This is a genomic window from Vulcanisaeta distributa DSM 14429 (genome assembly GCF_000148385.1).
GTDB classification, from domain to species: Archaea; Thermoproteota; Thermoprotei; order Thermoproteales; family Thermocladiaceae; genus Vulcanisaeta; species Vulcanisaeta distributa.
Genome location: NC_014537.1, coordinates 361,865 through 383,605 on the forward strand (window position 1 = coordinate 361,865; position 21,741 = coordinate 383,605).

A 21,741-nucleotide genomic window follows, 5' to 3' on the forward strand; every position below is an offset into this window, starting at 1 on the left:
GTGGCCTCAGTATTGATTTGCCAGGCTTTCCGAACAAAATACTTTATTATTCTCCTCTAATTAAAATTATGCGGATGAGGACGGTATTCCTCAGTAACGGCTCATTGGCTGTATTATATGACGAGAATTATTACATAAGGGACATTTACTATCCATTACTCGGTCAGCACCATCACCACTCCTTCGGTGGCAGGTTTAAAATTGGTATTTGGCATGATGGTAGGTTCACGTGGCTTGAGGGCATTGGTAATAAGGGGATTAGGTTGTCGGGTTCAAAGGCAGAGCTTCATGCCCAGTGGGATGGGCTTGACATTCACATGGAGGATACGGTACTAATACCGCAGCCCGTACTGGTTAGGCACGTGTCCATTAGGGGACCCGGCTTTGTCAGGGTTATTTTCTACCATGACTTTAAATTAAATGATTATGAGGCCGGCGACACTGCGTTCTACGACCCATCGCTGGACGCCGTATTTCACTATAAAGGAACTACATGGTTTGGCATTGCATCCACGAACCCAATCTATGAATACACCACGGGTAGGAGGGACCTTAACGTGGTCCTGCCTGACTGTGAGGATGGTATATTGAGTAAGAACCCAATAGCCCAGGGCTCCGTGGCCTCCGCAATATCCATAGCAAGCCCCGAGTTCTATTACTTCATTGTGGCTGGGGATAATTATGAGAGGGTTATGAGACTGATAATTGAGCTTAGGGATAGGAGGAACGTGGAGACCTACTTCCGCAGGTCAGTGAATTACTGGAGTAATGTGGCTGCGGAGTACAGCGATGATGAGTTGGCGTCTCAAAGCATTGTGGTTCTGCTTGGGCATGTGGGTGTTAATGGTTCAATACCCGCCTCACTGGACACATCAATAATAAAGTTTAACCTGGACACATACGGTTACCTATGGCCTAGGGATGCTGCGTTCGCTGCAATGGCGTTAGACATGGCGGGTTACTACACATTCACGAAGCGCTTCTACTCCCTTGTGTTTAGGTTGTTTGGTGGTGAGGGCTTCCTATTCCAGAAGTATAATCCGAGTGGTACCTGGGGCTCGACGTGGCATCCATGGACTGTCAGGAGTAGGAGGTCCCTGAACATTCAGGAGGATGAGACCGCAACCGTGATCTATGCCTTCTGGCACTATTTCCAGAGGACGAGGGATTACGACTTGCTTAGGGAGGTCTATGACGTGATAGCCAGGGCCGCGAACTTCATGGTTAATTTCAGGGATGAGAAGCTGAAACTACCCCTTGAATCCTATGACCTATGGGAGGAGAGACTCGGCGTGCATACGTACACCGCAGCCTCAGTATACGCCGGACTACTTGCGGCGAGCAACCTGGCTAAGATGCTTGGTGAGTATGAGAGCGCCAGTAAGTGGGAGGAGGCTGCCATGGAGATTCGAGAGGCCATTAGGAATTACCTATTCGATAGGGAGAGGGGCGTGTTTTACAGGTTTGTCAGGATCGATGATGGTAAAATAACGGAGGTTGATAGGACAGTCGACGCGAGCATAATGGGTGTATACATATTCAATGTGTTCGACGTGTACGAACCCATGCTTGAGAGCAGTGTTAAGGTTATTATGGATAGGCTTTGGGTTAAGCCCGTAGGGGGTGTCGCCCGTTATGAGGGTGATTATTATCAAAGGGTTCCCGGTGATTATAGTGGTATTCCTGGTAATCCGTGGATAATAACCACACTCTGGGTTGCCCAGTACTACATGGCTAAGGGTGATTGTTATAGGGCTAAGGAGTTGATGAGCTGGGTCAATAGGGTAAAGACACCCACGAACCTACTGCCCGAGCAGGTTGACCCGTTTAAGGGATTACCGGTTTCCGTAACCCCACTTGTTTGGAGTCATGCGGAGTATTTAAGGGCTTACATAATGAGGAGGAAACATTGTGCCTAAGGTCCCCAGTATGTTTCATAAAGCTTTATCCAATAACCACTAACCAGCCTATTCTTGCCCAGGACCTCCGTTATTGGCACCCTGACTATGTCACCACCCCTATAAGCAACCATCTTACCAAAGTCATCATCCTCAATCGCGTTGAAGGCCTCCGTGGCGAACCTAACGGCTAACACCCTATCAAACGCGGTTGGTGGTGCACCCCTAATAATGTGGCCTGGAATCACTGCCCTGGTCTCGAGACCCGTGACCTTCTCTATATACTGGGCAAGTTCATTACCAACACCACCAAGTCTCGAGTGTCCAAACTCGTCCTTAGGCCCACCATACTCCTTAATACCCTCGGAGACCACGACCAACGCCCACCTCCTATCCTTGTAAACCTCCTTAACCCTATTAGCAACGATGTCCCAGTTAACAGGCTTCTCGGGTATCAGGACGAAGTCCGCCATCGTGGCTAAACCAGTGAATAGGGCTATCCAACCGGCCTCCCTACCCATGACCTCAACAACACCAACCCTCTCATGGGATATCAACGTAGTCTTGAAGGATTCAGTGACCTTAATGGCCTCGTTAACCGCCGTGTCAAAGCCTATTGTGTAGTCAGTGCCATATACATCATTGTCTATCGTCTTCGGAATACCAACCACATTAGCTAAACCCCTTGCCTGGGTCTGGGCCGCTGCGCTCAGCGTATCGTCACCGCCAATCGCCACAATCACGTCTAAACCAAGCTCCCTTAAATTTCTGGCAAAGACCTCAGCCCTAGTTTCATCCTTAAATGGGTTGGTCCTTGATGTCCTAATGAACGTGCCACCCTCGAATGCGAAATCTATTAGGTCCCTAGACGTGACCCTCCTAACCTCCTTATCCAATATACCCCTCCAGCCATGGAATATTGCGTAAACCTCGTGCTTCCCCTCTAATAACTTAGTCAGCGTGTACACGGCTATGTTAAGTCCCGGTGCATCACCGCCTCCCGTGAGGATACCCACCTTCATCCGACCTCACCTAACACCTCAGCAACCTTCTTACCACCATACACGATCTCCGAAAGAACCCTAGCGAATTTTAACGCGTCCTTCCTCTGCCACACATTCCTACCAACGGCAATGCCAACGGCGCCGGCCTCAAGGACACCCTCAACCTGCCTCAGGAACTCCTCCTCAGTCTTCGTCTTAGGACCACCAGACATTAACACTGGGACCTTACCCGCCACCTTGACGGCCCAGGCAAAGGTCTTTGGGTCACCTGTGTACTTTATCTTCATGGCATCGGCACCAAGCTCAAGGGCCACCCTCGCCGCGTAGGCCACTATCTCCGGCGCAGTCTCGTTCGTGACCTTACCACCCCTTGGGTACGACCAAACAATCAGCGGTATGTCAAACTTAATAGCCTCCCTCTTTATCTTAGCCAACTCCTCAAACATCTTCCACTCATAACCACTGCCTGGGTATATCGTGTAACCCACCGCGGAGGCGCCAAGGCTCACGGCCTCCTCAACCGTGCAATTAGCCACTGATATTGGCTCACCATTGTATAGGCTCGTCTTACCATTTAACTTAACAATGAGCGGCACACTGCCATCATAGTACTTCTCCGCAATACCCCTCTGGAAAACGACGCCGTCAAAGCCAGCCTCACGTGCCAGTTTAAGTATGTACTCAGGATCTGCGGAGTCTGGGTTGTCGAGGAAGTCCGTTGGTCCATGCTCAATACCGTGGTCGTAAGCAAGTATTATTGACCTACCCCTCCTCGCGAATACCTTCAGGAACTTCTCGATTAAACCTGCCATCAATTACTTCGTTTGTTAAAACCCATATTTAATGTGTGAATGTTAGAAATGTGTTGTTGGGTATAATGATTACACCACCTTTAGGCATTATTACCCTCATTACCAATTGTAATACCGTAAATAACCTGAATCTGCTCAAGTAAGTCATTAACAATGAATCTAAGTATTTCGGAACCAACCTCAGGCCTTACGAGGTCCCTACGTAGCGAACCAATAACGCCCGTCTCACTAACGTCAATAGTCCTAAAAATGTTTATGTTACCGCTAACCTCAATATCAGTAACCCTATCCCACCTAACAAGGTCCTTACTTATTGCGGCGATCAATGATGTCTCAACAGCATCGGCATGCCCAAAGGATGGGAAGTACCTCGTTATGTAATCAACGACCCTCTTATTATATATGTAATAATGATAAGCCCTGGGCCTAACCCTTGAGTAATTCCACTCCTTAACAACAATGGTTAGTGCATCAACGTTACCGCCATGCCCATTAACAAACACAATCCCAACAGGGCTCCACGCAGATACGCTCTCGATAAAGTCGAGAAGGTAGTGGATTAGGCTTTCAAAGCGAACCCACGTTGTGCCCACGAAGCCCGCATGCTCCATTGAGGAGCCAACAGCAATTAACGGGTAGAGCAAGGCCTTATTTTGCATTTTGCGTTCAACCTCAGCGGCGATATAATTAGCGATTATTGAGTCGGTGCCCAGGGGTAAGTGAGGCCCGTGTTGCTCTATGGATCCGACCGGCACGATGATTAAAGGATCCTTAGGTACTTCATCACGTGTTATTTCCAATATCCTCACGCAGTAACGTTAATGCATTACTATTAAAAACCTGTGTTTAAGTTTCGGATCCTCACCCTAACAACCTCCCTAGTATGCAGACCCAATGCCACTCCAGGGACACGCATCACTAAAACCTCTGAATAACTCGGTATTTCCTGGTCAACATGCAATGCGATTAAGTCGAACTTAAGGTCTTTCCTAAGCTCAGGAAGAGTACTTGAAGCATTGTGGAACTATCCTTATCACCTGAGATGGATGCCATGACGGTATCACCACCCCTAATCAGTTTATACTTATCAATAACCTTACAATCCTTCTCCTAACAAACTCAATAAAATGCTCCTTACAAAGCGTCAACCTAGCATAGGGGATCCTAACAAAGGCCCTCCTATCATAAACACTACATCTGTCAAGTATCGACTCCCTAACAACTCTAACCACATCGCCAGCACGTATCGACCTCCTAAAAATCATTAGTTAACTACATTCCTGAATAAACTCAACTTAATTAAACTAGAACGTAAAATAAAGGATAGAACAACCCGTGGTGCGGCCGCCGGGATTCGAACCCGGGTTCTGCGGCTCGGCAGGCCGCCATCCTAGACCAGGCTAGACTACGGCCGCGGTTTGAAACACGCTGTTTTGGGTTTTAAGCTTTTTGTATTGATCCCAGGTCTTCCCTCTCGATCTTAAAGGGCTTCGTTAGTAGTAGGGCATTATCCATTTTTCTCAGTAGCTTCTCCTTGTTTATGTAGGGTATTTGGTTTTTCATGATTAACTCCCTCGCCCTAATGATTAATCTCTTAAACGCCTCTGGATTGTTTTCCTGGATTTTCACGAAGGCTGCCGCCAATATTATCAATCCCTGTATACCCTCGTCCCTATTTTTACGCCATACCCTTTCAAGCACTTCATGGGCCTCCCAAAACCTCTCCTCGTTGAATAGCTCGATATACCTCTTAATTGCGTATTCCTCGTTATATTTCTCATCCTCCTCCAGGTCAATTTTTACGGTGTCCATTACTTTAAATCCCAAGTTCTCTATTATGTATACATAATCGTTATTATCGACGTTTAAGTCAATCTCGATGTGACTACTCGCAATCCTAATATTTATTATCTTTAGCTTTGTTGCTTTACGCAGGTTCATAAATAATGCTTCTCTATCCTCTGGTTTGAATCCCGGGTTTTTCGTTATTAATAATACCCTAATGATTAGTGAAACTTTATGGTATTTTTAATCCCTTTATATTTAGGTAGATATTAAACCGCCGTAAATATTAAGTAAGCTAGGAATACCACAATCTTAACTATAAGGTACCGCAACCACCTCATAGGGTATGAAGGTATCTATTGCCACTAACGTGAATAATAAGTCGCTTAACTATGCTTAAGCCTATAAAGCCGAAGACAGCCAGTGCGCTTAGAAATGCGAATATCACAACGACTGATAAGACTACGACCTATATTGACGTTATACAGAAACTTCATAAACGAAATTCCATATATTTTTCTTATGAAATATACACGTACCTATTAGGGCATAATACCATACTTATGAGCGTGCTCGTATTAAGCTTGCACACATCGACAATTAGGCAAAACTGGTTAATTCTAGCTAGTTAGTTATAACATTAAAATAAAGCATCGCTGACTTTTATTTTCGTATGGAGTCTGTAGTCGTAAGGAGCGCACCTGCGGTGGTGCTTAATCCAGGTGATAATGTTGCGGTTGCCCTTAGGGATTTGAGGGCTGGTGAGGATGTTGAGTTAATAATTGGTGGCTCAAGGGTCAGGGTTAGGTTACTTAATGATATACCCTTCGGGCATAAGTTCGCGATTAGGGATATTCGCATGTGTGATTATGTTATTAAGTACGGTCATGTGATTGGTAGGGCTAAGCGTGACATTAAGGTTGGTGAGCACGTCCATGTTCATAACGTGGAGAGCCTAACGGCAGTTCATAGCGTCTGTAGGGGTGGTAATCCATGAGCAGGCCAACAATACTTGGTTATGTGAGACCGGATGGTAAGGTTGGTATTAGGAATTACTTGCTCGTGATGTCGACTGTCGTGTGCTCAAGCTTCGTAACCCGCAGAATTGCCGACCAGGTGCAGGGCGCCGTGGCTATTGAGAACCCATTCGGTTGCGGTCAACTTGAGCCTGACCTTGAAATTACTAAGAGGACGCTGATTGGTATGGCTAAGAATCCAAACGTGGGCGGTGTCCTAGTCGTTGGCCTTGGATGTGAGCAGATTCAAGCTGATGATTTGGTCAAGGAGATTGAGAAGACGGGTAAGCCTGTGGAGAAGGTCGTAATTCAGGAGGTTGATGGTGGGACCCCAGCGGCGATTGAGAGGGGTGTTACGTTACTTAGGAAGATGGCTGAGGAGGTGCTTTCGCAGAGGCCTGAGGAGGTTGACGTATCAAACCTAGTCATGGGCGTTGAGTGCGGAGGGTCAGACGCAACCTCCGGGTTAGCGGCTAACCCGGTTGTTGGCTATGCATCTGATAAATTAGTTGATCTCGGTGGCACAGTAATACTCTCCGAAACCCCTGAAATGATCGGTGCCGAGGATATACTTGCCAAGAGGGCTGTGTCTAAGGAGGTTGGTGATAAAATAGTTAGGGTCGTTAAGAGGTGGGTTGACTTAGCCGCGTCCTACGGCGTTGACCTGGTTGGTACACAGCCATCGCCGGGTAATATCGCTGGTGGTTTATCGACAATTGAGGAGAAGTCCTTAGGCGCCATAATTAAGGGTGGTTCCAGGCCAATACAGGGTGTTGTTGACTATGCCGAGGAGGTGAGGGATAAGGGCTTATGGATAATGGACACACCTGGTTACGACATAATGTCCGTGGTCGGCATGGTGGCTGGCGGCGCCACCCTAGTCGTATTCACCACCGGCCGCGGGACGCCAACGGGTAACCCAATAGCACCCGTGATTAAGGTCACGGCAAACCCATACACGGCTAAGAAAATGCATGAGAACATAGACTTCGATGCAAGCACCGTGACCCTCGGCCAGGAAACCATTGAACAGGCTGGTGAGAGATTGTTCAAGCTCATAATTGACGTGGCCAGGGGCAAGCCGACGAGGGCTGAATTGCTCGGGTTTAGGGAGTTCGTGATACACAAGATAATACCATCATTCTAAATCAAAGTAGTAATTGTTCAGTTTCCTTAAGCGTCCCCCTAACTATATCAACCTCAAGGCCCAGCGCCTCTAACGCAGTGACCCCAAGCACATTAATGTCCCCTTCCTCACCGAAGATCACGGTTACGGCACCCCTCCTACCCATAACCTCAATGATCGCACCACCAACATTCCTCTCAACATAACCACCAAAGGCCAAGAACCTCCTTTTCTCAAGTGGCTTGATCCCTATTGAGTTTAGGAATGACGATGCTATTACAGAGTAAACAGCCCCAGTATCCACAATTCCATCAACATCAACGTACCTACTCATGTCCGCTGGATTATAAACCCTAAATTTAACCCTAACAATACCCATCAAATACGCATTGATACGGCAACTTTTAAACCTACCCATCACTAATACCAGCCATCTCGTAATATAACTTCAACAAGGCCTGAGTCCCCTTCTCACCCAGCCCCTTGGCTACTAAGGCGTTGTATAGTTGTAGTGTTAATGCCGTGCCTGGGAGTGGCACGTTGAGCCTATTGGCGGTTTCGAGGGCGTACCTTAAGTCCTTCTTTAGGTGGGCAGCCCTAAACCCTGGTTCGAAGTCGCCCTTCATCATCTTCGGCATGTAGTATTGTACTGTGAATGAGTTTGCGGCCCCGGTGGATAGTACTGTGAATAACTTTTCCATGTCGATGCCCGCTTTCCTGGCGAGTGCCATTGCCTCGGCTACGGCTAGCATGTCAATACCAACGACTATTTGATTGAGAAGCTTGAGCATCTGCCCATTACCAACATCGCCGGCGTATATTATCGTCTTACCCATTGCCTGGAGTATTGGTTTTACCTTCTCAAAGACCTCATACTTACCGCCGACCATTATTGTTAATGTGCCCTGCCTAGCCCCAATATCGCCGCCCGTCACCGGTGCGTCTAGGAATTCAATGCCGTACTTACCCAACTCCCTGGCGAAGTATCTGGCGTGGTCAGGGGAGTTCGTGCTCATGTCAATGACTATAAGCCCTGGGTGGGCGCCATGGACAACACCATTAGGGCCCAGCAGGACCTCCTCCACATCCGGCGCGTCTGTAACCATGTCAATTACGACGTCTGATTTCTCAGCAACCTCCCTGGGGCTCTCGGCGACGGGAATACCGAGCTTTGCGAAGGGCTCTGTCTTTGACTTGGTCCTGTTATAAACAATTAGTGGGAAGCCGGCCTTATGGATGTTCATGGCCATGGCACTACCCATTATACCAAGCCCTATGAAACCCACCCTAAGTCTCTCCATACAGGTAATTCAAGGTGCACCACTTAATAATCATTGCCTATAACTTGTTTAAATGGAATCATTATTTAAAGGCGCATTTGATAAGTCGGTAATGTGAGGCTTGTTAGGGTTGAGGATGCGATTGGGCAGGTGCTTGGCTATGACACGACCTACGTGGGTAGGGATGGGGCAACGGTATTACTGCCCAGGGGCCACGTGATCACTAGGGATGATGTTGAGAAGCTGAAGGACTCTGGCGTCTACTTTGTCTGGGTTGAGGGTAATGAGGAATCGAGCGACTTAATGTATGAGTGGGAGATTGCCGAAACAGTGGCTAGGGCGGTGGCTGGGGAGAATACGTACATCAAACCAGCTAGGCAGGGCTCGGCTTGGATCATGTCCAGCGTTAATGGTGTGCTTAAGGTCGATATACACGGCTTAACCGAGCTAAACCTGGGTGGTAACGTTCTCCTGATTACTAGGCAGGGCATGAGTGGTGTTGTTAAGGATGAATTGGTTGGTATTATTGACGTGATACCGCTCAGCATGAGGAGGAGCGAGGTTGAGGAATTACTGAGGTATAGGAATTTAATTAGTGTCGTGCCGTTTAGGAGGAGGAAGATTGGCATTGTCATCACGGGTACTGAGATTTACCAGGGTAGGAAGAGGGACCTTTACTACCCAGTGATTAAGGCTAGGGCCGATAAATACGGCTGGGAAGTGACATTCAACACAGTGGTGCCTGATGACGAGGATAAAATAATGAATGCCGTGAAGGAAGCCATAAGCAATGGTGTGGAGGCCATAGTGATTACAGGTGGTATGTCCGTGGACCCAACGGATAAGACACCAAATGCAATAAGGAGACTCGGGGCTAGGGTCATAGCCTATGGAGTGCCCATTAAACCGACCACAATGACCATGATAGCCATGCTCGATAATACACCAATACTCGCAATCTCCGCCGGAGGAATATACTACAGCGACTACAACGCCATTGACATATTCCTACCAAGACTAATGGCAGACCTAATACCAAGTAGGGAGGAAATAGCTGCAATGGGCCACGGAGGAATACTGCCGAATTACAGGCCCCATCATTAAACGGTAATGCCAAGTGCATTAAATACGCTAGTCACTATGTCCCTAGCCCTATGCGCCATGGACAAAGCCCTCGCGGCAATCTCACGGTTATAAATCATTCCAGGTGTTAAGCCAGCCGTCGGCTCACCATAGGTCGAGCGTGCATGCTCAGCAGCTAACTCATGGCTCATCCTGGCTAATTCAATGATCAACTCCTTAACACTACCTGGTACTTGACTTATGATGCTCATTAATTGGTTTAATGGATCGTGGCTCCATGTTGGTACCTGGTAAATCGCAATAATGGCCTTCGCAAAATTCTCAACCGCCAATTGTGAAGAATGTACACAACCGGCCCAATCATCAAGCTCATAATACCTCTCGGCCCTACTTAAATGCTCGTTAGCTAACTCATATCTATATTTAACTTCATTCATTGGGTCTATCATATTATCCTAACCCTCTCTAGGGGCTTTGGCAATACCCAATAGTAGGCTTTACCATCTCTAATCCTCCTGAGGCCGCTCTCAACTATCCTGCGCCTAACTTGTTCTAGGAATTCGTTCAATTTGCCTGTCCTGTCCAGGAGGACCATGGCGTCCCAGTAAATGTTTAGTAATAATGGCGTGATAATACCTGGGTTGAGGAACTCGTTAATGTCCATATCAATGACTGTCAATGGATAATCACGAAGTAGGGCGCTAATGGCCAGGTAAACAGCCCTCCTCCGCTTAACACGGTCGATCCTACCCAAGCCGCTGTGAAGCACCAGTAAATCAACGTCACTATACTCATCAGCCTCACAACGGGCCAGGGAACCAAAGAGGAGCACGGCCATGAAACTACCACCCACTAACCTGCTTAGCTTAGCCCTCACGTCATTGATGACGGCTTGGCAGTTAATCATTATCGCGATATTATTGACCTAATCCTTAAAATCCCTTACGGCCCTACCGGCTAATGATTTTAAGGCATGGTCTTAGGAAGAACGCTTTATAAGTTTAGGTACAAACTATTAATGAATGACATGGAGGAATTGATTAGAATGGCTGAGGAACGTGGCATAGATGTTGAGGACTTAATAATAAATGCCATAAGGAGTAGAAGCAAGGATCCATTAGAGTCAATACGATTAAGGATTGAGTTGGCCAGAAAATTTATTACAGAAGCTAGGGAAAGGCTAAACACTGGTGATTCAATACAGGCCAGTGAGAAGGCATATAAGGCGGCTGAGGAGGTTGTTAAGGCCTTGGCCGAGAAATTCAACATACCCGAGTATCAGCAAGCAATTAAGGAGGGCAGGTGGTATACCCATCAATTAAGTTCCGCAGCTAGTAAGCTATCAAGGACATTAGGTAATTGGGTATTAAACGGCTGGAGTAGTGCATACCTACTTCATGTCTGGGGTTTCCACGAGGCCAAGTTGAGCGCTGATGACATAGTTGGTTATGTCAATGAGGTTGAGAGAATGGTTAAGGAGGCCGAGAAGTTATTAACGCATTAAATTTGGGATTAAATATGTAAAATAAAGCATTTTTAAGGTTGGTCATTAAATGACATAGCCGTGGCATTATTTGGTTGGGTTGGGAAGGTGTTATACGTTAACTTAAGTAATGGTAAGATCTGGGTGGAGACCGTTGGGGAGGATGTTTATGATAAGGTGCTTGGTGGTGAAGGGCTCGCCGCTTACATAATTTACAAGCGCTTCAGGGAGATAAAGGGCCCGCTTGACCCATCAAACATTCTCGTGTTCGCATCCGGGCCTTTAACGAGTGATATCATCCCACAGAGTGGTAGGGTGTCTATAGGGTTCATATCGCCATTGACTGGGATATGGGGTTCAACCCACGTGGGCACTAGGTTTGCGTATGAATTGAAGAGGGCTGGTCTTGATGCCGTGGTTGTGATGGACAGGGCCGAGAAACCGGTCTACATATACATTGAGGAGGGGCAGGCGGACATTAGGGATGCCGGTAAGTACTGGGGTCTCGATATAATAGAGACTGTGAACGCCCTAAGGAGGGACCTTAACGACCAGTCAATTAAGGCGTTAGCCATTGGACCCGCTGGGGAGCACTTGGTTGAGTTCTCGACGATAGCGAATGAGGAGGGTATTGGCGGTAGGGCTGGCGGTGGCGCTGTCATGGGTAGTAAGAACCTAAAGGCTATTGTTGTTAAAGGTACTAGGCCCATTGAGTACGCATATTCTGAGGAATTGAGGAGGTATGTACATTGGTGGCTTTAGTTATAAGGACATTGAGGGTGCGCCGCCGCATAGGCTCGTTAAGGAGTACGGCATGATGCAAATAAGCTTTGGGAAAATCTGAAGAATTTCCTTGAGTATATCGTGCCGCTTGCTGAGCAGAGGGGTGTTTACCTGGCTATGCATCCTGATGATCCGCCAATACCTGAGTTTAGGGGTGTGCCTAGGATCATGAATAGTGTTGAGTCCTTCGAGAAGTTGGTTAGCCTTGTTAGGAGCGAGCATAATGGCATTACCTTCTGCATGGGTAATTTCACGCTCATGACTGATGACGTGCCTGGAGCCGTTAGGAGGTTGAAGGATAGGATTTACTTCGTCCACTTCAGGGATGTGAAGGGTGATAGGTATAATTTTGTTGAGACATTAATTGGTGAGGGTAAGACTGACCTAGTCGGAGCCGCCAGGGCGATGCTTGAGATAGGTCATGAATGGTATATAAGGGTTGATCGCACACCAACTCTTGAGGGTGACACCGAATTGGGTGCCGCGGGCTATAATTACCTCGGTAGGCTCTACACGATTGGTTATATTAAGGGTTTGTTCACGGCCGTGGCTAAGCAAATGAATAAATGATTAGGTATTAAGTTGTTAAAATTTATTAAATTCTATTCTTCAATCTATCCCTTATGAAGTTAATAACCTCGACTACGTCCTTCCTTACCAATTCCTCGCTTGAGTACCTCGACACTTCGCTATCTCTATCAAGACCGTTGTACTGAAATTCGTGCAAATTTAGAGCTATTTCTACGTAGAGCCTGAGCTCCTTATCGCCTATTATTGAGGCCACTTCCCTGAGCCTTGAGCTTGGCATAACGGCTATTAACCAATCAACCCTATCAACCACCTTATTCGGACCCAACCTCCTAACACCTGGATAATGCTTCGTTAATTCCTCCCTATAATCAACGGCTAGCCCGGCTACGTAGGCCTTAATAGCCTGAAATGCCTTACCAGCCGCATTTCTTAATAACCCATTCTGAAGAAATCTCTCGGCAAGTTCGGCTTCGTAGAACGCCTCCCTGAACCTATCCTCCTGGTACCTCCTTGCGTCTATCCAGGGCTTTGTAACCTCCATGAATACTCAGCAGTATAGTCGGTGCAGGTTAAATTAAATCCTTAGGTCCCGAGGGCCTTCTTGGTGTTTGTTACTAGGTTTTCAACGAGCCTTAGGTAATTCGATAAGTCACCCACGCTAAACTTAGCCTCATGAAAGCCCCAGACATGAAGTACGTAGCCAGCTGCCCAACCCGTCGCAACCCAATCACCAAGTATTGAGGCAAGGGTGTTACTAGCCATGCCGAGTAGATACGTGTACCACCGACCCTCCTTAATAGCCTGCTGGTGCTCAGGTATATTATATCTCTCGGCTAGAGCCTTGATGCACTCCTCAGCGGCTTTATATGCCTTCTCGCTGGCTTGCACGGCATCACCCTTCCTCACATATTCCTTAGCCTCATTTAGATATTTCTCGGCGAGTTCAAGCCTAATCCTAATAGCGGTTGATGGGTCGCTCCTGCCAATGGCGCTTATTAAGAGATCAATTATGTCTATACCCTTTTCCTCGGCCGCCTTAATTAACTCCTCGGGTATTTCCATTATGCAATTTTTAAATCCCTATTTTTATTTACCTAACTTTATCACCGGCGTTCTTTGCGTCCCTAGCTTTGTTATTGATATTTCGACTATGTCGCCATGAATTAGGGTTATGGGTCTTGGTGGTATTATTGCTGTCCCTGTTGATAGTAATGTTCAGTCAGGAACAGTATTATTCCTGATTAAATACTTTATTTGTTCCTCAATTTTTCCTCCTCATCTTAGACGTGCTTATGCTACCCTCAAATATTACTGAGCCACCCCTTATTATCCTCATGCTGATGGTTAAGTTGTATGGATTACCAACCTCATCAGGCGTCACTAGGAATGGCCCAATGGCGCAGGATCCATTATAAATCTTCGACTGTGGCAGGTAAAGTAGGTTTTGAGCCTCCAAGTCCCTTGCCGATACATCGTCACTAATTGTATAAGCCAATACTTTACCGCTTGAGTCTATCACAACGCCAAGTTCAGGCTCAGGTAGTGTCCACTCAGAGTCGCTCCTGATGGTTATTGGTTCGCCATGGCCAACGCACCTATTTGCCGTGCCCTTAAAGAAGATCTCCGGCCTCTCCGCATCGTAAACAAGCTCATATATTGTCCTTCCTCTTATCATGGCCACGTCCTCCTCACTATACCTAGCCCTGGCAACCTCATAGACTATACCGCTATCCCACACCTCTAATGGGTCGTAAGGCTTCGTGAACCTAAGCCCCCTATACGTGTAATCCCTAGCCAATAACTCATTAACGTTGATATTAACCTCAGGGCCAAGTGGTACCTCCTTACCTTCTGAGTGGAGTTTTAGTGCTGTGATTGGGTCGCTTAGTAATACGTAAACCCTGTCATTAATCATTACGAAGTTCCCTACCTAACCACCGTTGATGAGTCTGAAGATTTTCATACATTCACTATGAATTTCAGAGCCATTTATGCATTATATATAACATGGTTTAATTGCGTGATGCGTTAAGCTAATTTTCTGCCACCATTACCTTTACCTAATGCAGAGCCTATTGGAATTATTAAGTGAGATTGCCAAGAAGAGGGACTTAAGCCCTGAGCTCTATTTGGCTGAGTTAATAAGTAGGGATTTAGATCCTAAGGATCGGGTAAGTATTTATTTGAAGATTCACAGTGAATTACTTAACGAGGCTGAGAAGGAATACGCGGATAATGACCTTGTGCAGGCCGGCGAGAAGTATTGGGGTGCCGTGGTGGCGTTACTTAATGCCATTGCCGAATTAAAGGGTTGGGAGCACTTCAGTCATAGGGATTATGCAATAATAATTGAGAGGCTCGCTGATGAGTTTAATGACGATGAATTAAGGACCTTATTTGACTCCGTAGAGAAACTTCATGCAAATTTTTACCATAACTTTCTTGATAGGAGTGGCTTTAATTTACGTAGAGATAGGGCCCTTGCACTTATTAAAAGACTGAGTGAGTACATGGCAAGGTTAAAGGGTGACTAATGATTATTAAGTAATGTACCTTCTCAATTTCTCCTCATTTATCTCAATACCCAGCCCTGGCCTATTGGGTATTTCCACATCGTCCCCCTTAAACACCTCCACTGGTTCATTGGTCGTATCGTAGGCCAGTGGATTCCTCTCAACATAGTAGTATTCGTACGTTGGTGTGAAGGTTATGTGGCTTGGTAGTGATGCTATGAATTGTAGTGTCGCGGCCCTGCACATGGCTCTCGATAATCCCACGTGGAATGTCATGGGTATGCCGAAGGCATCTGCCAGCGCCGCTATTCTCATGGCCTCTGTTATACCACCGATCCTGGCTATGTCCGGCATTGCTATGTCCACTGCCTCCTTAATCATGAACTCAAGCCACTGGTACTTAGTGAATAGTGTCTCGGCGGCGGCTATAGGTATGTCAAGGGCCTTGGCAACCCTTGAGTAAGCCTCAATATTGTCGGGTGGTACAGGCTCCTCGAACCAAAGTACGTCGTACTTCTCGAGCATCCTACCGACCTTAATGGCCGTGGACACATTATAAGCGGTGTTGGCGTCAACCATAATCTCGACCTCACTACCCAATGAGTCCCTTATAGCCTTAATCACGGCCTTGTCCATGTCATAGCCCCTACCAATCTTAACCTTAACGTACCTAAACCCCTCCTGAACTAACCTCTCAACCTCCTTAACTGTGTCTTCAGGGCTCATGAAGAGTACGGATGATGCGTAGGCCTTGACCCTATCCCTAAAGGCACCACCGATCAATTTATACACTGGCTTCCCGAGGTACTTACCCTTGATGTCCCATAGGGCTAGGTCGACCCCAGATAGGGCTTCCACGTAATAACCGGCATAATGCCCGCGGATCCTCATTGCGGAGAATAGCTGTTCCCAGAGGACTTCGCTGTCCAGTGGGTCTTTGCCGATAAGCATGGGCTTAAATAAACTATTAATGACTGAGGCTGCGGCTTCAGGGGCCTCCCTAGCAATCGCCTCACCCCAGCCAACCAACCCCTCATCAGTCACTACCTTAACGTAAACCGCCGTGAAGCCATGACTAATCCTTGAAGCAACATCCTCATAAAACCCCCTAAAACCCGTGACGGGTTTGCCAACGTAAGCCTTAGCCACGTATGCAGTAACGTCGGTTATCCTCATACGAATCCCACAATATTGCCTATAAGAATCTTTATAACCTATTATACTTACTCATTTTATACATTATACGCATTGTGTTCCCGTAAAATCGCATGCCCATGCATTGAGTGGTAAAATATGCGCTGTCTTGCCTTTTAGTGGGGAGCAGGGTTTATAATGAGAGTTTTATGAGGGGATTATCTCTAGTACGGTCTTTATATCATCGTGCGTCCACGTATAGGCCTCCTGGTAATTACTTAGGCTTGCCCTTTTCGTTATTAATTTGGCAGGCCAATTACTGAATTCCTCCTTAGCCCTCCTCAGGTGTTCCAGCGCCATCTCGAAGTGCTTGATCCCAGCGTTTACAGAGCCTACAATAACCTTATTGTTAAGTACTACGTTGGTCATTAACTCGCCAAGATTATTTAGTGAGCCACCGCTTGGGTATACACCCAGTAAGACGTACACGCCATTCGGCGCCACATGCCTGAACCCCTCATTAACCACCTGTGGCGCACCAGTTGCCTCAATGACTATGTCAAACTCACCACTTATCTGCTCAATCGCGGAATCCACGTATACACCACCCAACTCCTTAACGAGCTTAGCCTTCAAGCTATCTGGTGGCCTCGTGGCAGTCGTTACTGTGCTCAGGCCCATCAGCCTAAGTACCATCGTGGCTAGTAAGCCCACGGGCCCGGCGCCAAGTATCAATGCGGTCTTCGGCTTCCAGTCAAACCTCGATTGCCCAAGCCTCATCGCCATGTCAATGCCCTTCTCAACCACCGAGAGGGGTTCGGTAAGCACTGCGATGTCGATGACCTCCTTCGGCACCTTGACCAGGTACTTGGCATCAGTGACCGAGTACTCGGCTGCGTGGCCATGCAATCCCCAGATGCCATGCTCAAGGTAATGACCAACTGGGCAGAAGTCCACGGGTAGGTCGCAATTAAGTGGTCTTCTCACTGTTGGTACTACGATGTCGCCAACACCCACATTATCAACGCCATCACCAAGCTCCACAACCTCAGCCACAGCCTCATGACCAAGGATTAGGTATTGACTGCCCTCGGGCGCCTTGCCGTATCTGCCCTCGATTATCTCCTTATCCGTACCACAAACACCAACCCTAATTGGCTTGAGTAGGACTTGACCCTTGCTAGGGCTTGGCTTAGGGACCTCCATTAATCTGAGGGATTCCGGTACGCCAGGTATGACTGTAACTGCCTTCATATGGTTATGTATAGGGTGCTTATATAAATGTTTTAGAAACTGAGGTTTTACGTGATTTACGACTTGAGTTTGAGGTGATTAGGGCCCCTTCATCAGTATTATCTTCTCATCCTTATCCTTCAGTATCTTCTTGACTGCGTCGTAAACCTCGTCAACGAATATCGGCCTCCCCGTGACTTTAACAACCCTGTGCTTAATCTCTATGCCCGTCTTCTCCCTAATGACACCGGCGGCCTGAGCTTCATAGTTTGACTCAACATCAATTATTAACTGGCCCTTACTCAGCACATTCCTCACGAACTCGCTTGGGAATGGTATGAACATCTTAAGCTGTAGGAAGTTAACTCTGTAACCCTCCCTGCTTAACATATTCATTACATCTAGCAGGACACCCTTTGTTGATCCCCAGCCGACTAGGGTTATGTCTGCGCTCTCTGGTCCGTAGAGCCTAACCTTGTCCGTGATTGGTATCTCCCTGTCCGCAAGCTCGAGCTTACCCATCCTCTTCTCATACATCTCCGTCCTAGTGACTGGGTCCTCCGTTATGTGACCAAACTCATCATGCTCATCACCGGTTAACCAGAATATTGGTCCTAACCCAGGTATTGACCTTGGCGATACTCCGTCCTTCGTAATCCTGAACCTCCTATAGTCATTCTCATCCTTAGTCACGATTAAGCCCCTATCAATCTTGAGGGTCCTCTTGTCAATGTCCCAGATGACCGTTGAGTATGAATTGGCGAGGGTCTTATCAACTAAGTGAATAACAGGCATTTGATACCTCTCGGCCCAGTTAAGGGCTTTGAACGCATCCTCAATCGCCTCCCTATGGTCTCCGGATGAAATTACAATCCTCGGGAATTCGCCGTGGCCCATGTGCATTACGAACCTAAGGTCCGACTGGCTATTCCTCGTCGCCATTCCAGTGCTTGGTCCAGCCCTCTGGTAGTGCGTTATCACGACGGGCACCTCGTTCATCCCCGCGAAGCCCGTGCCCTCAACCATCAGGCTTAATCCAGGTCCTGACGTAGCCGTGGCAGCCCTGGCACCTGCTATCCCGGCGCCTATCGCCATGTTTATGGCCGATATCTCATCCTCGGTCTGAACAACCACAATGCCGGCCCTCTCAAGGGCCTTGGCCTCCTCAGTGACTGGGTCAAGGCTAACAATGTTGTGGGCCTCTATGAAAAATGATTCATCAGCCGCAGGCGTTATTGGGTAGTAGGTCTGGAATCTGAGACCGCCGAGTATCTTGCCTATTGCCACTGCCTCATTTCCATTAACGATTATTGCCTTAACATCCCTCTTTATTGGCGGTAGTGATATACCCGTCTTAATCGGCTTTGCGTAGTCATAAACCACCTCCACAATGGCCTTATTATACTCGAGAAGCTTACCCCTCCTACCCGTGAATACATCCTCAAGGCCCTTGAACACATAATCAATGGGCAGACCCATTATTGCGGTTGAGTACGCGGTCATTACTACGTTTGAGTATCTGCCAATTAATGATGGCAGATCGATGTCGTGAAGTCTCTTCTTAACATCCTGGAGTAGGTCCGCGTAATGTATGGTTAGTACATTGACGCCATTACCCCTTAGGTAATCAATGACTCCCTTAACCGTGGGTTCAATCCCAGCCTTACTGAAGAATTCCCTTAACCTATCCTTCAACTCATCCTCCATGTACTGCAGTTGGTCGAGCCTCGTGTTGAATGTGGAGGTGTCTACTATCACGTAACCACCACGCTTAACATCCTGGAAGTGCGTAAACACTGACTCTGCATCAAGGGCCACTAGCATGTCTATGGAGCTTAGTAGGCCTCCCCTGGGCTCGTCGCTGACCCTAACCATGAAGTAGCTATGCCTACCCTTAATGTTTGAGAAGTACTCCCTATCACCAATTACGTAATAACCAGCCCTGGCCATAGCCCTCATGAAGACGTTAGCGCCTGTGTCGATACCGCCACCCTGTGGTCCACCAATAACCCACATTATGTCCGTAGGCATTACACTAAGCCCTCTGAGACCTATTTATTAAGCCTTCTCCCATTGTAGAATATGTATTGATCCTGTAAACCTAAATCCACGTAGTTAATTCAATGAAATGCTACATTATTCAAATGAATTAATGAGTATTGATGAATTAAGGTTTAATAAGTATCTTCCCAATCCTGGAATTATTTCTCATAAATTCCAACGCATCACCGAACCTCTCTAATGGGTAAGTAGCAGCTATCACAGGCTTAACCAAACCCTTACTCAGTATTTTGAGGGTTTCAGCTACGTCAGACCTATTCGACCTAACATTACCAATCATCACTACGTCCTTCATAATCAGATAGCCAAGCCTTAATTGGTATGTCTCGTCAGGGTTCACATTACCAATAATTATTACACGACCTCCAGAGCGTAGGCTCCTTAATGATTCCTCAATCGTCGGCGTACCCACAGCCTCAATTACCATGTCCGCGCCAAGGCCGTTCGTTAAATCCTTAACAACCTTACTAAACCTCTGCTCGGTAACAACATCATCCGCAAACTGCCTAATGAACCTGGCCTTATCTGGGGATCTCGTGACGGCTATTACCCTGGCGCCCAGGGCCTTGGCTAATTGAACCGCGTGAATACCAACACCGCCACTTGCCCCGGTCACAACCACGGTCTCCCCATACGTCAACCCTGCCCTTTTGAGACCCTTATAAACCATGGCTATGACGCAGGGTGTGAATGCAGCTAGCTCGTCAGGAACTCCATTGGGCACCTTAACCAGTGCATTACCTGATACCCTGGCATACTCTGCAAAGAATCCGTTAACATTCTCACCATAACTAAGCGCATTGATGCAGTATGAGTCAAGACCGCGCATGCAGAATTCACAGGTTCCATCGGGCTCGTGGAGTAGTGGTACAACCCTATCACCTGGCTTGAACCTGGGGTCCTTTGATTCTACCACAACGCCGACAGCCTCATGACCCAAGATGACGGGGTACTTCATGCGTGGGTAATAGCCAGCCAATTGAAGTAGGTCGCGGTAGCACAGTGCCGCGTAACTTATCTTTATCAGGACATCACCATCATTAAGTCTTGGCATTGGTACATCACGCACCTCGTACTTACCCCTCTCATAAACAACAACTGCCCTCATTAATTGATAGTGGGATTACTGCATTTTAAGGAATTCCCTGAAAAACCAACTACTCATCCCCTAAGCTCTACCCTGGCCATTTCATAATCACTGGGTTTCATATTGTATAATTCATCAATTAGATTCACCTTTAATGATGCAGGTCCTGAGGATTTCCTCTCGGCCTTCTCAGCGGCTATCTCGAACGTGACCAAGCCCTCCACGGAGGCAATTAGGAAGTCCCTATTCACCGCCATGAAGCTCGCGATCACGGAGCCAACCATGCAGCCACTACCCGTTATGTACTGTAGCATTGGTGTTCCGTTACTGACTATTGCGACCCTCTTACCGTCAGATACGTAATCCCTCGGCCCCGTAATCACGGCCGTAACGCCATACTCCCTAGCCAACCTCTCAGCAATCTCGGGACTGGCCTCGCCCAGTGAGTCCACGCCCTTAATCATACCGGCAACGCCCGCCAGAGCCATCATCTCACCGCCATTCCCCTTAAGCACGCCGACCTCAACCTCATCGAGTATCCTAAGCACGGTCTCGGTCCTAAACCTAGTAGCGCCAGCGCCAACTGGGTCTAGGAGCACAGGCACGTTATTCCTACTTGCAGCCTTACCAGCCAGTATGAAGGACTCAACCCACCTATCATCGAGCGTACCAATGTTTATATACAAAACATCAGCCTTAGCCGCCAACTCCTCAACCTCCTCCCTGGCATGGGCCATTATTGGCGATGCACCAACGGCAAGGGTTACGTTTGCGGCATCATTCATAACCACGTAGTTCATTAGATGGTGAACTAGGGGTCTCTTCCTCCTAATGGCCTGCAAATCATCCCAATAATTGATCATTGATTGACTCAATAACGCAATAATTAATAAGTATTAATAATGTTATTCA

At 47.3% G+C, this 21,741-nt stretch carries 24 protein-coding genes, 1 tRNA gene and 1 pseudogene; 8 read left to right on the forward strand and 18 right to left on the reverse strand.

Annotated elements, in window-relative coordinates:
- The first annotated feature begins 74 nt into the window (after nucleotides 1-74).
- A complete protein-coding gene (locus VDIS_RS01800; RefSeq protein WP_013335497.1) occupies nucleotides 75-1,919 on the forward strand; it encodes a glycoside hydrolase family 15 protein in 1,845 nt (614 codons plus the stop codon).
- Here VDIS_RS01800 and VDIS_RS01805 read toward each other — a convergent pair.
- The 6 genes from VDIS_RS01805 to VDIS_RS01830 all read right to left on the reverse strand — a co-directional run bounded on the left by VDIS_RS01805 (nucleotide 1,916) and on the right by VDIS_RS01830 (nucleotide 5,655).
- The gene (locus VDIS_RS01805) at nucleotides 1,916-2,920 is read right to left on the reverse strand and encodes an ATP-dependent 6-phosphofructokinase (RefSeq protein WP_013335498.1); all 1,005 of its coding nucleotides are present in this window, start codon (nucleotides 2,918-2,920) and stop codon (nucleotides 1,916-1,918) included. The two genes, VDIS_RS01800 and VDIS_RS01805, sit on opposite strands and share 4 nt — an antisense overlap.
- Nucleotides 2,917-3,714: a class I fructose-bisphosphate aldolase gene (locus VDIS_RS01810; protein WP_013335499.1), complete on the reverse strand. Its 798-nt coding sequence runs from the start codon at nucleotides 3,712-3,714 to the stop codon at nucleotides 2,917-2,919. The genes VDIS_RS01805 and VDIS_RS01810 overlap by 4 nt, the downstream gene beginning before the upstream one ends.
- An 80-nt stretch (nucleotides 3,715-3,794) precedes the next feature.
- Entirely contained in the window at nucleotides 3,795-4,523 is a 729-nt protein-coding gene (locus tag VDIS_RS01815; RefSeq protein WP_013335500.1) for a creatininase family protein, read from the reverse strand.
- 264 nt (nucleotides 4,524-4,787) lie between these two features.
- Nucleotides 4,788-4,979 carry a hypothetical protein gene (locus VDIS_RS01820; protein WP_013335501.1) on the reverse strand — a complete coding sequence of 64 codons (192 nt, stop codon included), beginning with the start codon at nucleotides 4,977-4,979 and terminating at the stop codon, nucleotides 4,788-4,790.
- Between the two features lie 71 nt (nucleotides 4,980-5,050).
- Nucleotides 5,051-5,129: transfer RNA gene (locus tag VDIS_RS01825), tRNA-Gly, on the reverse strand.
- 25 nt (nucleotides 5,130-5,154) lie between these two features.
- On the reverse strand, nucleotides 5,155-5,655 hold the full coding sequence (locus tag VDIS_RS01830) for a DUF309 domain-containing protein (protein ID WP_148678174.1): 501 nt from the start codon (nucleotides 5,653-5,655) through the stop codon (nucleotides 5,155-5,157).
- Nucleotides 5,656-6,172: 517 nt separating this feature from the next.
- Between VDIS_RS01830 and VDIS_RS01835 the strand changes: the two genes are divergently transcribed.
- The gene (locus tag VDIS_RS01835; RefSeq protein WP_013335504.1) at nucleotides 6,173-6,496 is read left to right on the forward strand and encodes a UxaA family hydrolase; all 324 of its coding nucleotides are present in this window, start codon (nucleotides 6,173-6,175) and stop codon (nucleotides 6,494-6,496) included.
- Nucleotides 6,493-7,662 (forward strand): UxaA family hydrolase, encoded by a 1,170-nt coding sequence (locus VDIS_RS01840; RefSeq protein ID WP_013335505.1) that lies wholly within the window; start codon nucleotides 6,493-6,495, stop codon nucleotides 7,660-7,662. Before VDIS_RS01835 ends, VDIS_RS01840 begins: the two co-directional genes overlap by 4 nt.
- A gap of 1 nt (nucleotide 7,663) precedes the next feature.
- On the opposite strand, the gene VDIS_RS01845 is transcribed toward VDIS_RS01840, so the two are convergent.
- Nucleotides 7,664-8,020 carry a hypothetical protein gene (locus VDIS_RS01845; protein ID WP_013335506.1) on the reverse strand — a complete coding sequence of 119 codons (357 nt, stop codon included), beginning with the start codon at nucleotides 8,018-8,020 and terminating at the stop codon, nucleotides 7,664-7,666.
- Nucleotides 8,021-8,051: 31 nt separating this feature from the next.
- Nucleotides 8,052-8,942 (reverse strand): NAD(P)-dependent oxidoreductase, encoded by an 891-nt coding sequence (locus VDIS_RS01850; RefSeq protein ID WP_013335507.1) that lies wholly within the window; start codon nucleotides 8,940-8,942, stop codon nucleotides 8,052-8,054.
- Between the two features lie 93 nt (nucleotides 8,943-9,035).
- On the opposite strand from VDIS_RS01850, the gene VDIS_RS01855 reads away from it, so the two are divergent.
- Nucleotides 9,036-10,025, forward strand: a complete 990-nt coding sequence (locus VDIS_RS01855; RefSeq protein WP_013335508.1) for a molybdopterin-binding protein — start codon at nucleotides 9,036-9,038, stop codon at nucleotides 10,023-10,025.
- On the opposite strand, the gene VDIS_RS01860 is transcribed toward VDIS_RS01855, so the two are convergent.
- Together VDIS_RS01860 and VDIS_RS01865 are read right to left on the reverse strand one after the other, a co-directional pair.
- Nucleotides 10,022-10,453 (reverse strand): HEPN domain-containing protein, encoded by a 432-nt coding sequence (locus VDIS_RS01860; protein WP_013335509.1) that lies wholly within the window; start codon nucleotides 10,451-10,453, stop codon nucleotides 10,022-10,024. The two genes, VDIS_RS01855 and VDIS_RS01860, sit on opposite strands and share 4 nt — an antisense overlap.
- On the reverse strand, nucleotides 10,450-10,911 hold the full coding sequence (locus VDIS_RS01865; protein ID WP_013335510.1) for a nucleotidyltransferase domain-containing protein: 462 nt from the start codon (nucleotides 10,909-10,911) through the stop codon (nucleotides 10,450-10,452). Before VDIS_RS01865 ends, VDIS_RS01860 begins: the two co-directional genes overlap by 4 nt.
- A 120-nt stretch (nucleotides 10,912-11,031) precedes the next feature.
- Here VDIS_RS01865 and VDIS_RS01870 point away from each other — a divergent pair, with 120 nt between their 5' ends.
- The 3 genes from VDIS_RS01870 (at nucleotide 11,032) to VDIS_RS01880 (ending at nucleotide 12,840) form a co-directional block, all read left to right on the forward strand.
- Nucleotides 11,032-11,508 carry a PaREP1 family protein gene (locus tag VDIS_RS01870; protein WP_013335511.1) on the forward strand — a complete coding sequence of 159 codons (477 nt, stop codon included), beginning with the start codon at nucleotides 11,032-11,034 and terminating at the stop codon, nucleotides 11,506-11,508.
- Between the two features lie 60 nt (nucleotides 11,509-11,568).
- On the forward strand, nucleotides 11,569-12,249 hold the full coding sequence (locus tag VDIS_RS01875; protein ID WP_013335512.1) for an aldehyde ferredoxin oxidoreductase N-terminal domain-containing protein: 681 nt from the start codon (nucleotides 11,569-11,571) through the stop codon (nucleotides 12,247-12,249).
- A gap of 102 nt (nucleotides 12,250-12,351) precedes the next feature.
- On the forward strand, nucleotides 12,352-12,840 hold the full coding sequence (locus VDIS_RS01880) for a mannonate dehydratase (RefSeq protein ID WP_052885740.1): 489 nt from the start codon (nucleotides 12,352-12,354) through the stop codon (nucleotides 12,838-12,840).
- Nucleotides 12,841-12,865: 25 nt separating this feature from the next.
- Here VDIS_RS01880 and VDIS_RS01885 read toward each other — a convergent pair whose 3' ends face one another.
- From VDIS_RS01885 to VDIS_RS01895, 3 genes and pseudogenes are all read right to left on the reverse strand, one after another.
- The gene (locus VDIS_RS01885; RefSeq protein WP_013335513.1) at nucleotides 12,866-13,342 is read right to left on the reverse strand and encodes a PaREP1 family protein; all 477 of its coding nucleotides are present in this window, start codon (nucleotides 13,340-13,342) and stop codon (nucleotides 12,866-12,868) included.
- 41 nt (nucleotides 13,343-13,383) lie between these two features.
- Nucleotides 13,384-13,863, reverse strand: coding sequence for a PaREP1 family protein (locus VDIS_RS01890; RefSeq protein ID WP_013335514.1), 480 nt, complete (start codon nucleotides 13,861-13,863; stop codon nucleotides 13,384-13,386).
- Between the two features lie 24 nt (nucleotides 13,864-13,887).
- Nucleotides 13,888-14,716: pseudogene (locus VDIS_RS01895) on the reverse strand (fumarylacetoacetate hydrolase family protein).
- Nucleotides 14,717-14,864: 148 nt separating this feature from the next.
- Here VDIS_RS01895 and VDIS_RS01900 point away from each other — a divergent pair.
- Nucleotides 14,865-15,335 carry a PaREP1 family protein gene (locus VDIS_RS01900; RefSeq protein WP_013335515.1) on the forward strand — a complete coding sequence of 157 codons (471 nt, stop codon included), beginning with the start codon at nucleotides 14,865-14,867 and terminating at the stop codon, nucleotides 15,333-15,335.
- A gap of 6 nt (nucleotides 15,336-15,341) precedes the next feature.
- Here VDIS_RS01900 and VDIS_RS01905 read toward each other — a convergent pair whose 3' ends face one another.
- From VDIS_RS01905 to thiM, 5 genes are all read right to left on the reverse strand, one after another.
- Nucleotides 15,342-16,490 carry a mandelate racemase/muconate lactonizing enzyme family protein gene (locus VDIS_RS01905; protein ID WP_013335516.1) on the reverse strand — a complete coding sequence of 383 codons (1,149 nt, stop codon included), beginning with the start codon at nucleotides 16,488-16,490 and terminating at the stop codon, nucleotides 15,342-15,344.
- Between the two features lie 165 nt (nucleotides 16,491-16,655).
- Complete coding sequence (locus VDIS_RS01910; protein ID WP_013335517.1) at nucleotides 16,656-17,702, reverse strand: glucose 1-dehydrogenase; 1,047 nt, start codon at nucleotides 17,700-17,702, stop codon at nucleotides 16,656-16,658.
- A gap of 78 nt (nucleotides 17,703-17,780) precedes the next feature.
- Complete coding sequence (locus VDIS_RS01915) at nucleotides 17,781-19,712, reverse strand: 2-oxoacid:ferredoxin oxidoreductase subunit alpha (RefSeq protein ID WP_013335518.1); 1,932 nt, start codon at nucleotides 19,710-19,712, stop codon at nucleotides 17,781-17,783.
- Between the two features lie 136 nt (nucleotides 19,713-19,848).
- Nucleotides 19,849-20,850 (reverse strand): acryloyl-coenzyme A reductase, encoded by a 1,002-nt coding sequence (locus tag VDIS_RS01920; RefSeq protein ID WP_013335519.1) that lies wholly within the window; start codon nucleotides 20,848-20,850, stop codon nucleotides 19,849-19,851.
- Between the two features lie 53 nt (nucleotides 20,851-20,903).
- The gene (gene thiM / locus VDIS_RS01925) at nucleotides 20,904-21,692 is read right to left on the reverse strand and encodes a hydroxyethylthiazole kinase (RefSeq protein ID WP_013335520.1); all 789 of its coding nucleotides are present in this window, start codon (nucleotides 21,690-21,692) and stop codon (nucleotides 20,904-20,906) included.
- Between the last annotated feature and the right edge of the window lie 49 nt (nucleotides 21,693-21,741).

Bases quoted from the DNA above. Each gene is read 5' to 3' on its own strand.
- VDIS_RS01800 (WP_013335497.1), top strand. From the start codon at position 75: ATGAGGACGGTATTCCTCAGTAACGGCTCATTGGCTGTATTATATGAC.
- VDIS_RS01805 (WP_013335498.1), bottom strand. From the start codon at position 2,920: ATGAAGGTGGGTATCCTCACGGGAGGCGGTGATGCACCGGGACTTAAC.
- VDIS_RS01810 (WP_013335499.1), bottom strand. From the start codon at position 3,714: ATGGCAGGTTTAATCGAGAAGTTCCTGAAGGTATTCGCGAGGAGGGGT.
- VDIS_RS01820 (WP_013335501.1), bottom strand. From the start codon at position 4,979: ATGATTTTTAGGAGGTCGATACGTGCTGGCGATGTGGTTAGAGTTGTT.
- VDIS_RS01830 (WP_148678174.1), bottom strand. From the start codon at position 5,655: ATGAACCTGCGTAAAGCAACAAAGCTAAAGATAATAAATATTAGGATT.
- VDIS_RS01835 (WP_013335504.1), top strand. From the start codon at position 6,173: ATGGAGTCTGTAGTCGTAAGGAGCGCACCTGCGGTGGTGCTTAATCCA.
- VDIS_RS01840 (WP_013335505.1), top strand. From the start codon at position 6,493: ATGAGCAGGCCAACAATACTTGGTTATGTGAGACCGGATGGTAAGGTT.
- VDIS_RS01845 (WP_013335506.1), bottom strand. From the start codon at position 8,020: ATGGGTATTGTTAGGGTTAAATTTAGGGTTTATAATCCAGCGGACATG.
- VDIS_RS01850 (WP_013335507.1), bottom strand. From the start codon at position 8,942: ATGGAGAGACTTAGGGTGGGTTTCATAGGGCTTGGTATAATGGGTAGT.
- VDIS_RS01860 (WP_013335509.1), bottom strand. From the start codon at position 10,453: ATGATAGACCCAATGAATGAAGTTAAATATAGATATGAGTTAGCTAAC.
- VDIS_RS01865 (WP_013335510.1), bottom strand. From the start codon at position 10,911: ATGATTAACTGCCAAGCCGTCATCAATGACGTGAGGGCTAAGCTAAGC.
- VDIS_RS01870 (WP_013335511.1), top strand. From the start codon at position 11,032: ATGGAGGAATTGATTAGAATGGCTGAGGAACGTGGCATAGATGTTGAG.
- VDIS_RS01885 (WP_013335513.1), bottom strand. From the start codon at position 13,342: ATGGAGGTTACAAAGCCCTGGATAGACGCAAGGAGGTACCAGGAGGAT.
- VDIS_RS01890 (WP_013335514.1), bottom strand. From the start codon at position 13,863: ATGGAAATACCCGAGGAGTTAATTAAGGCGGCCGAGGAAAAGGGTATA.
- VDIS_RS01900 (WP_013335515.1), top strand. From the start codon at position 14,865: ATGCAGAGCCTATTGGAATTATTAAGTGAGATTGCCAAGAAGAGGGAC.
- VDIS_RS01905 (WP_013335516.1), bottom strand. From the start codon at position 16,490: ATGAGGATAACCGACGTTACTGCATACGTGGCTAAGGCTTACGTTGGC.
- VDIS_RS01910 (WP_013335517.1), bottom strand. From the start codon at position 17,702: ATGAAGGCAGTTACAGTCATACCTGGCGTACCGGAATCCCTCAGATTA.
- VDIS_RS01915 (WP_013335518.1), bottom strand. From the start codon at position 19,712: ATGCCTACGGACATAATGTGGGTTATTGGTGGACCACAGGGTGGCGGT.
- VDIS_RS01920 (WP_013335519.1), bottom strand. From the start codon at position 20,850: ATGAGGGCAGTTGTTGTTTATGAGAGGGGTAAGTACGAGGTGCGTGAT.
- thiM (WP_013335520.1), bottom strand. From the start codon at position 21,692: ATGATCAATTATTGGGATGATTTGCAGGCCATTAGGAGGAAGAGACCC.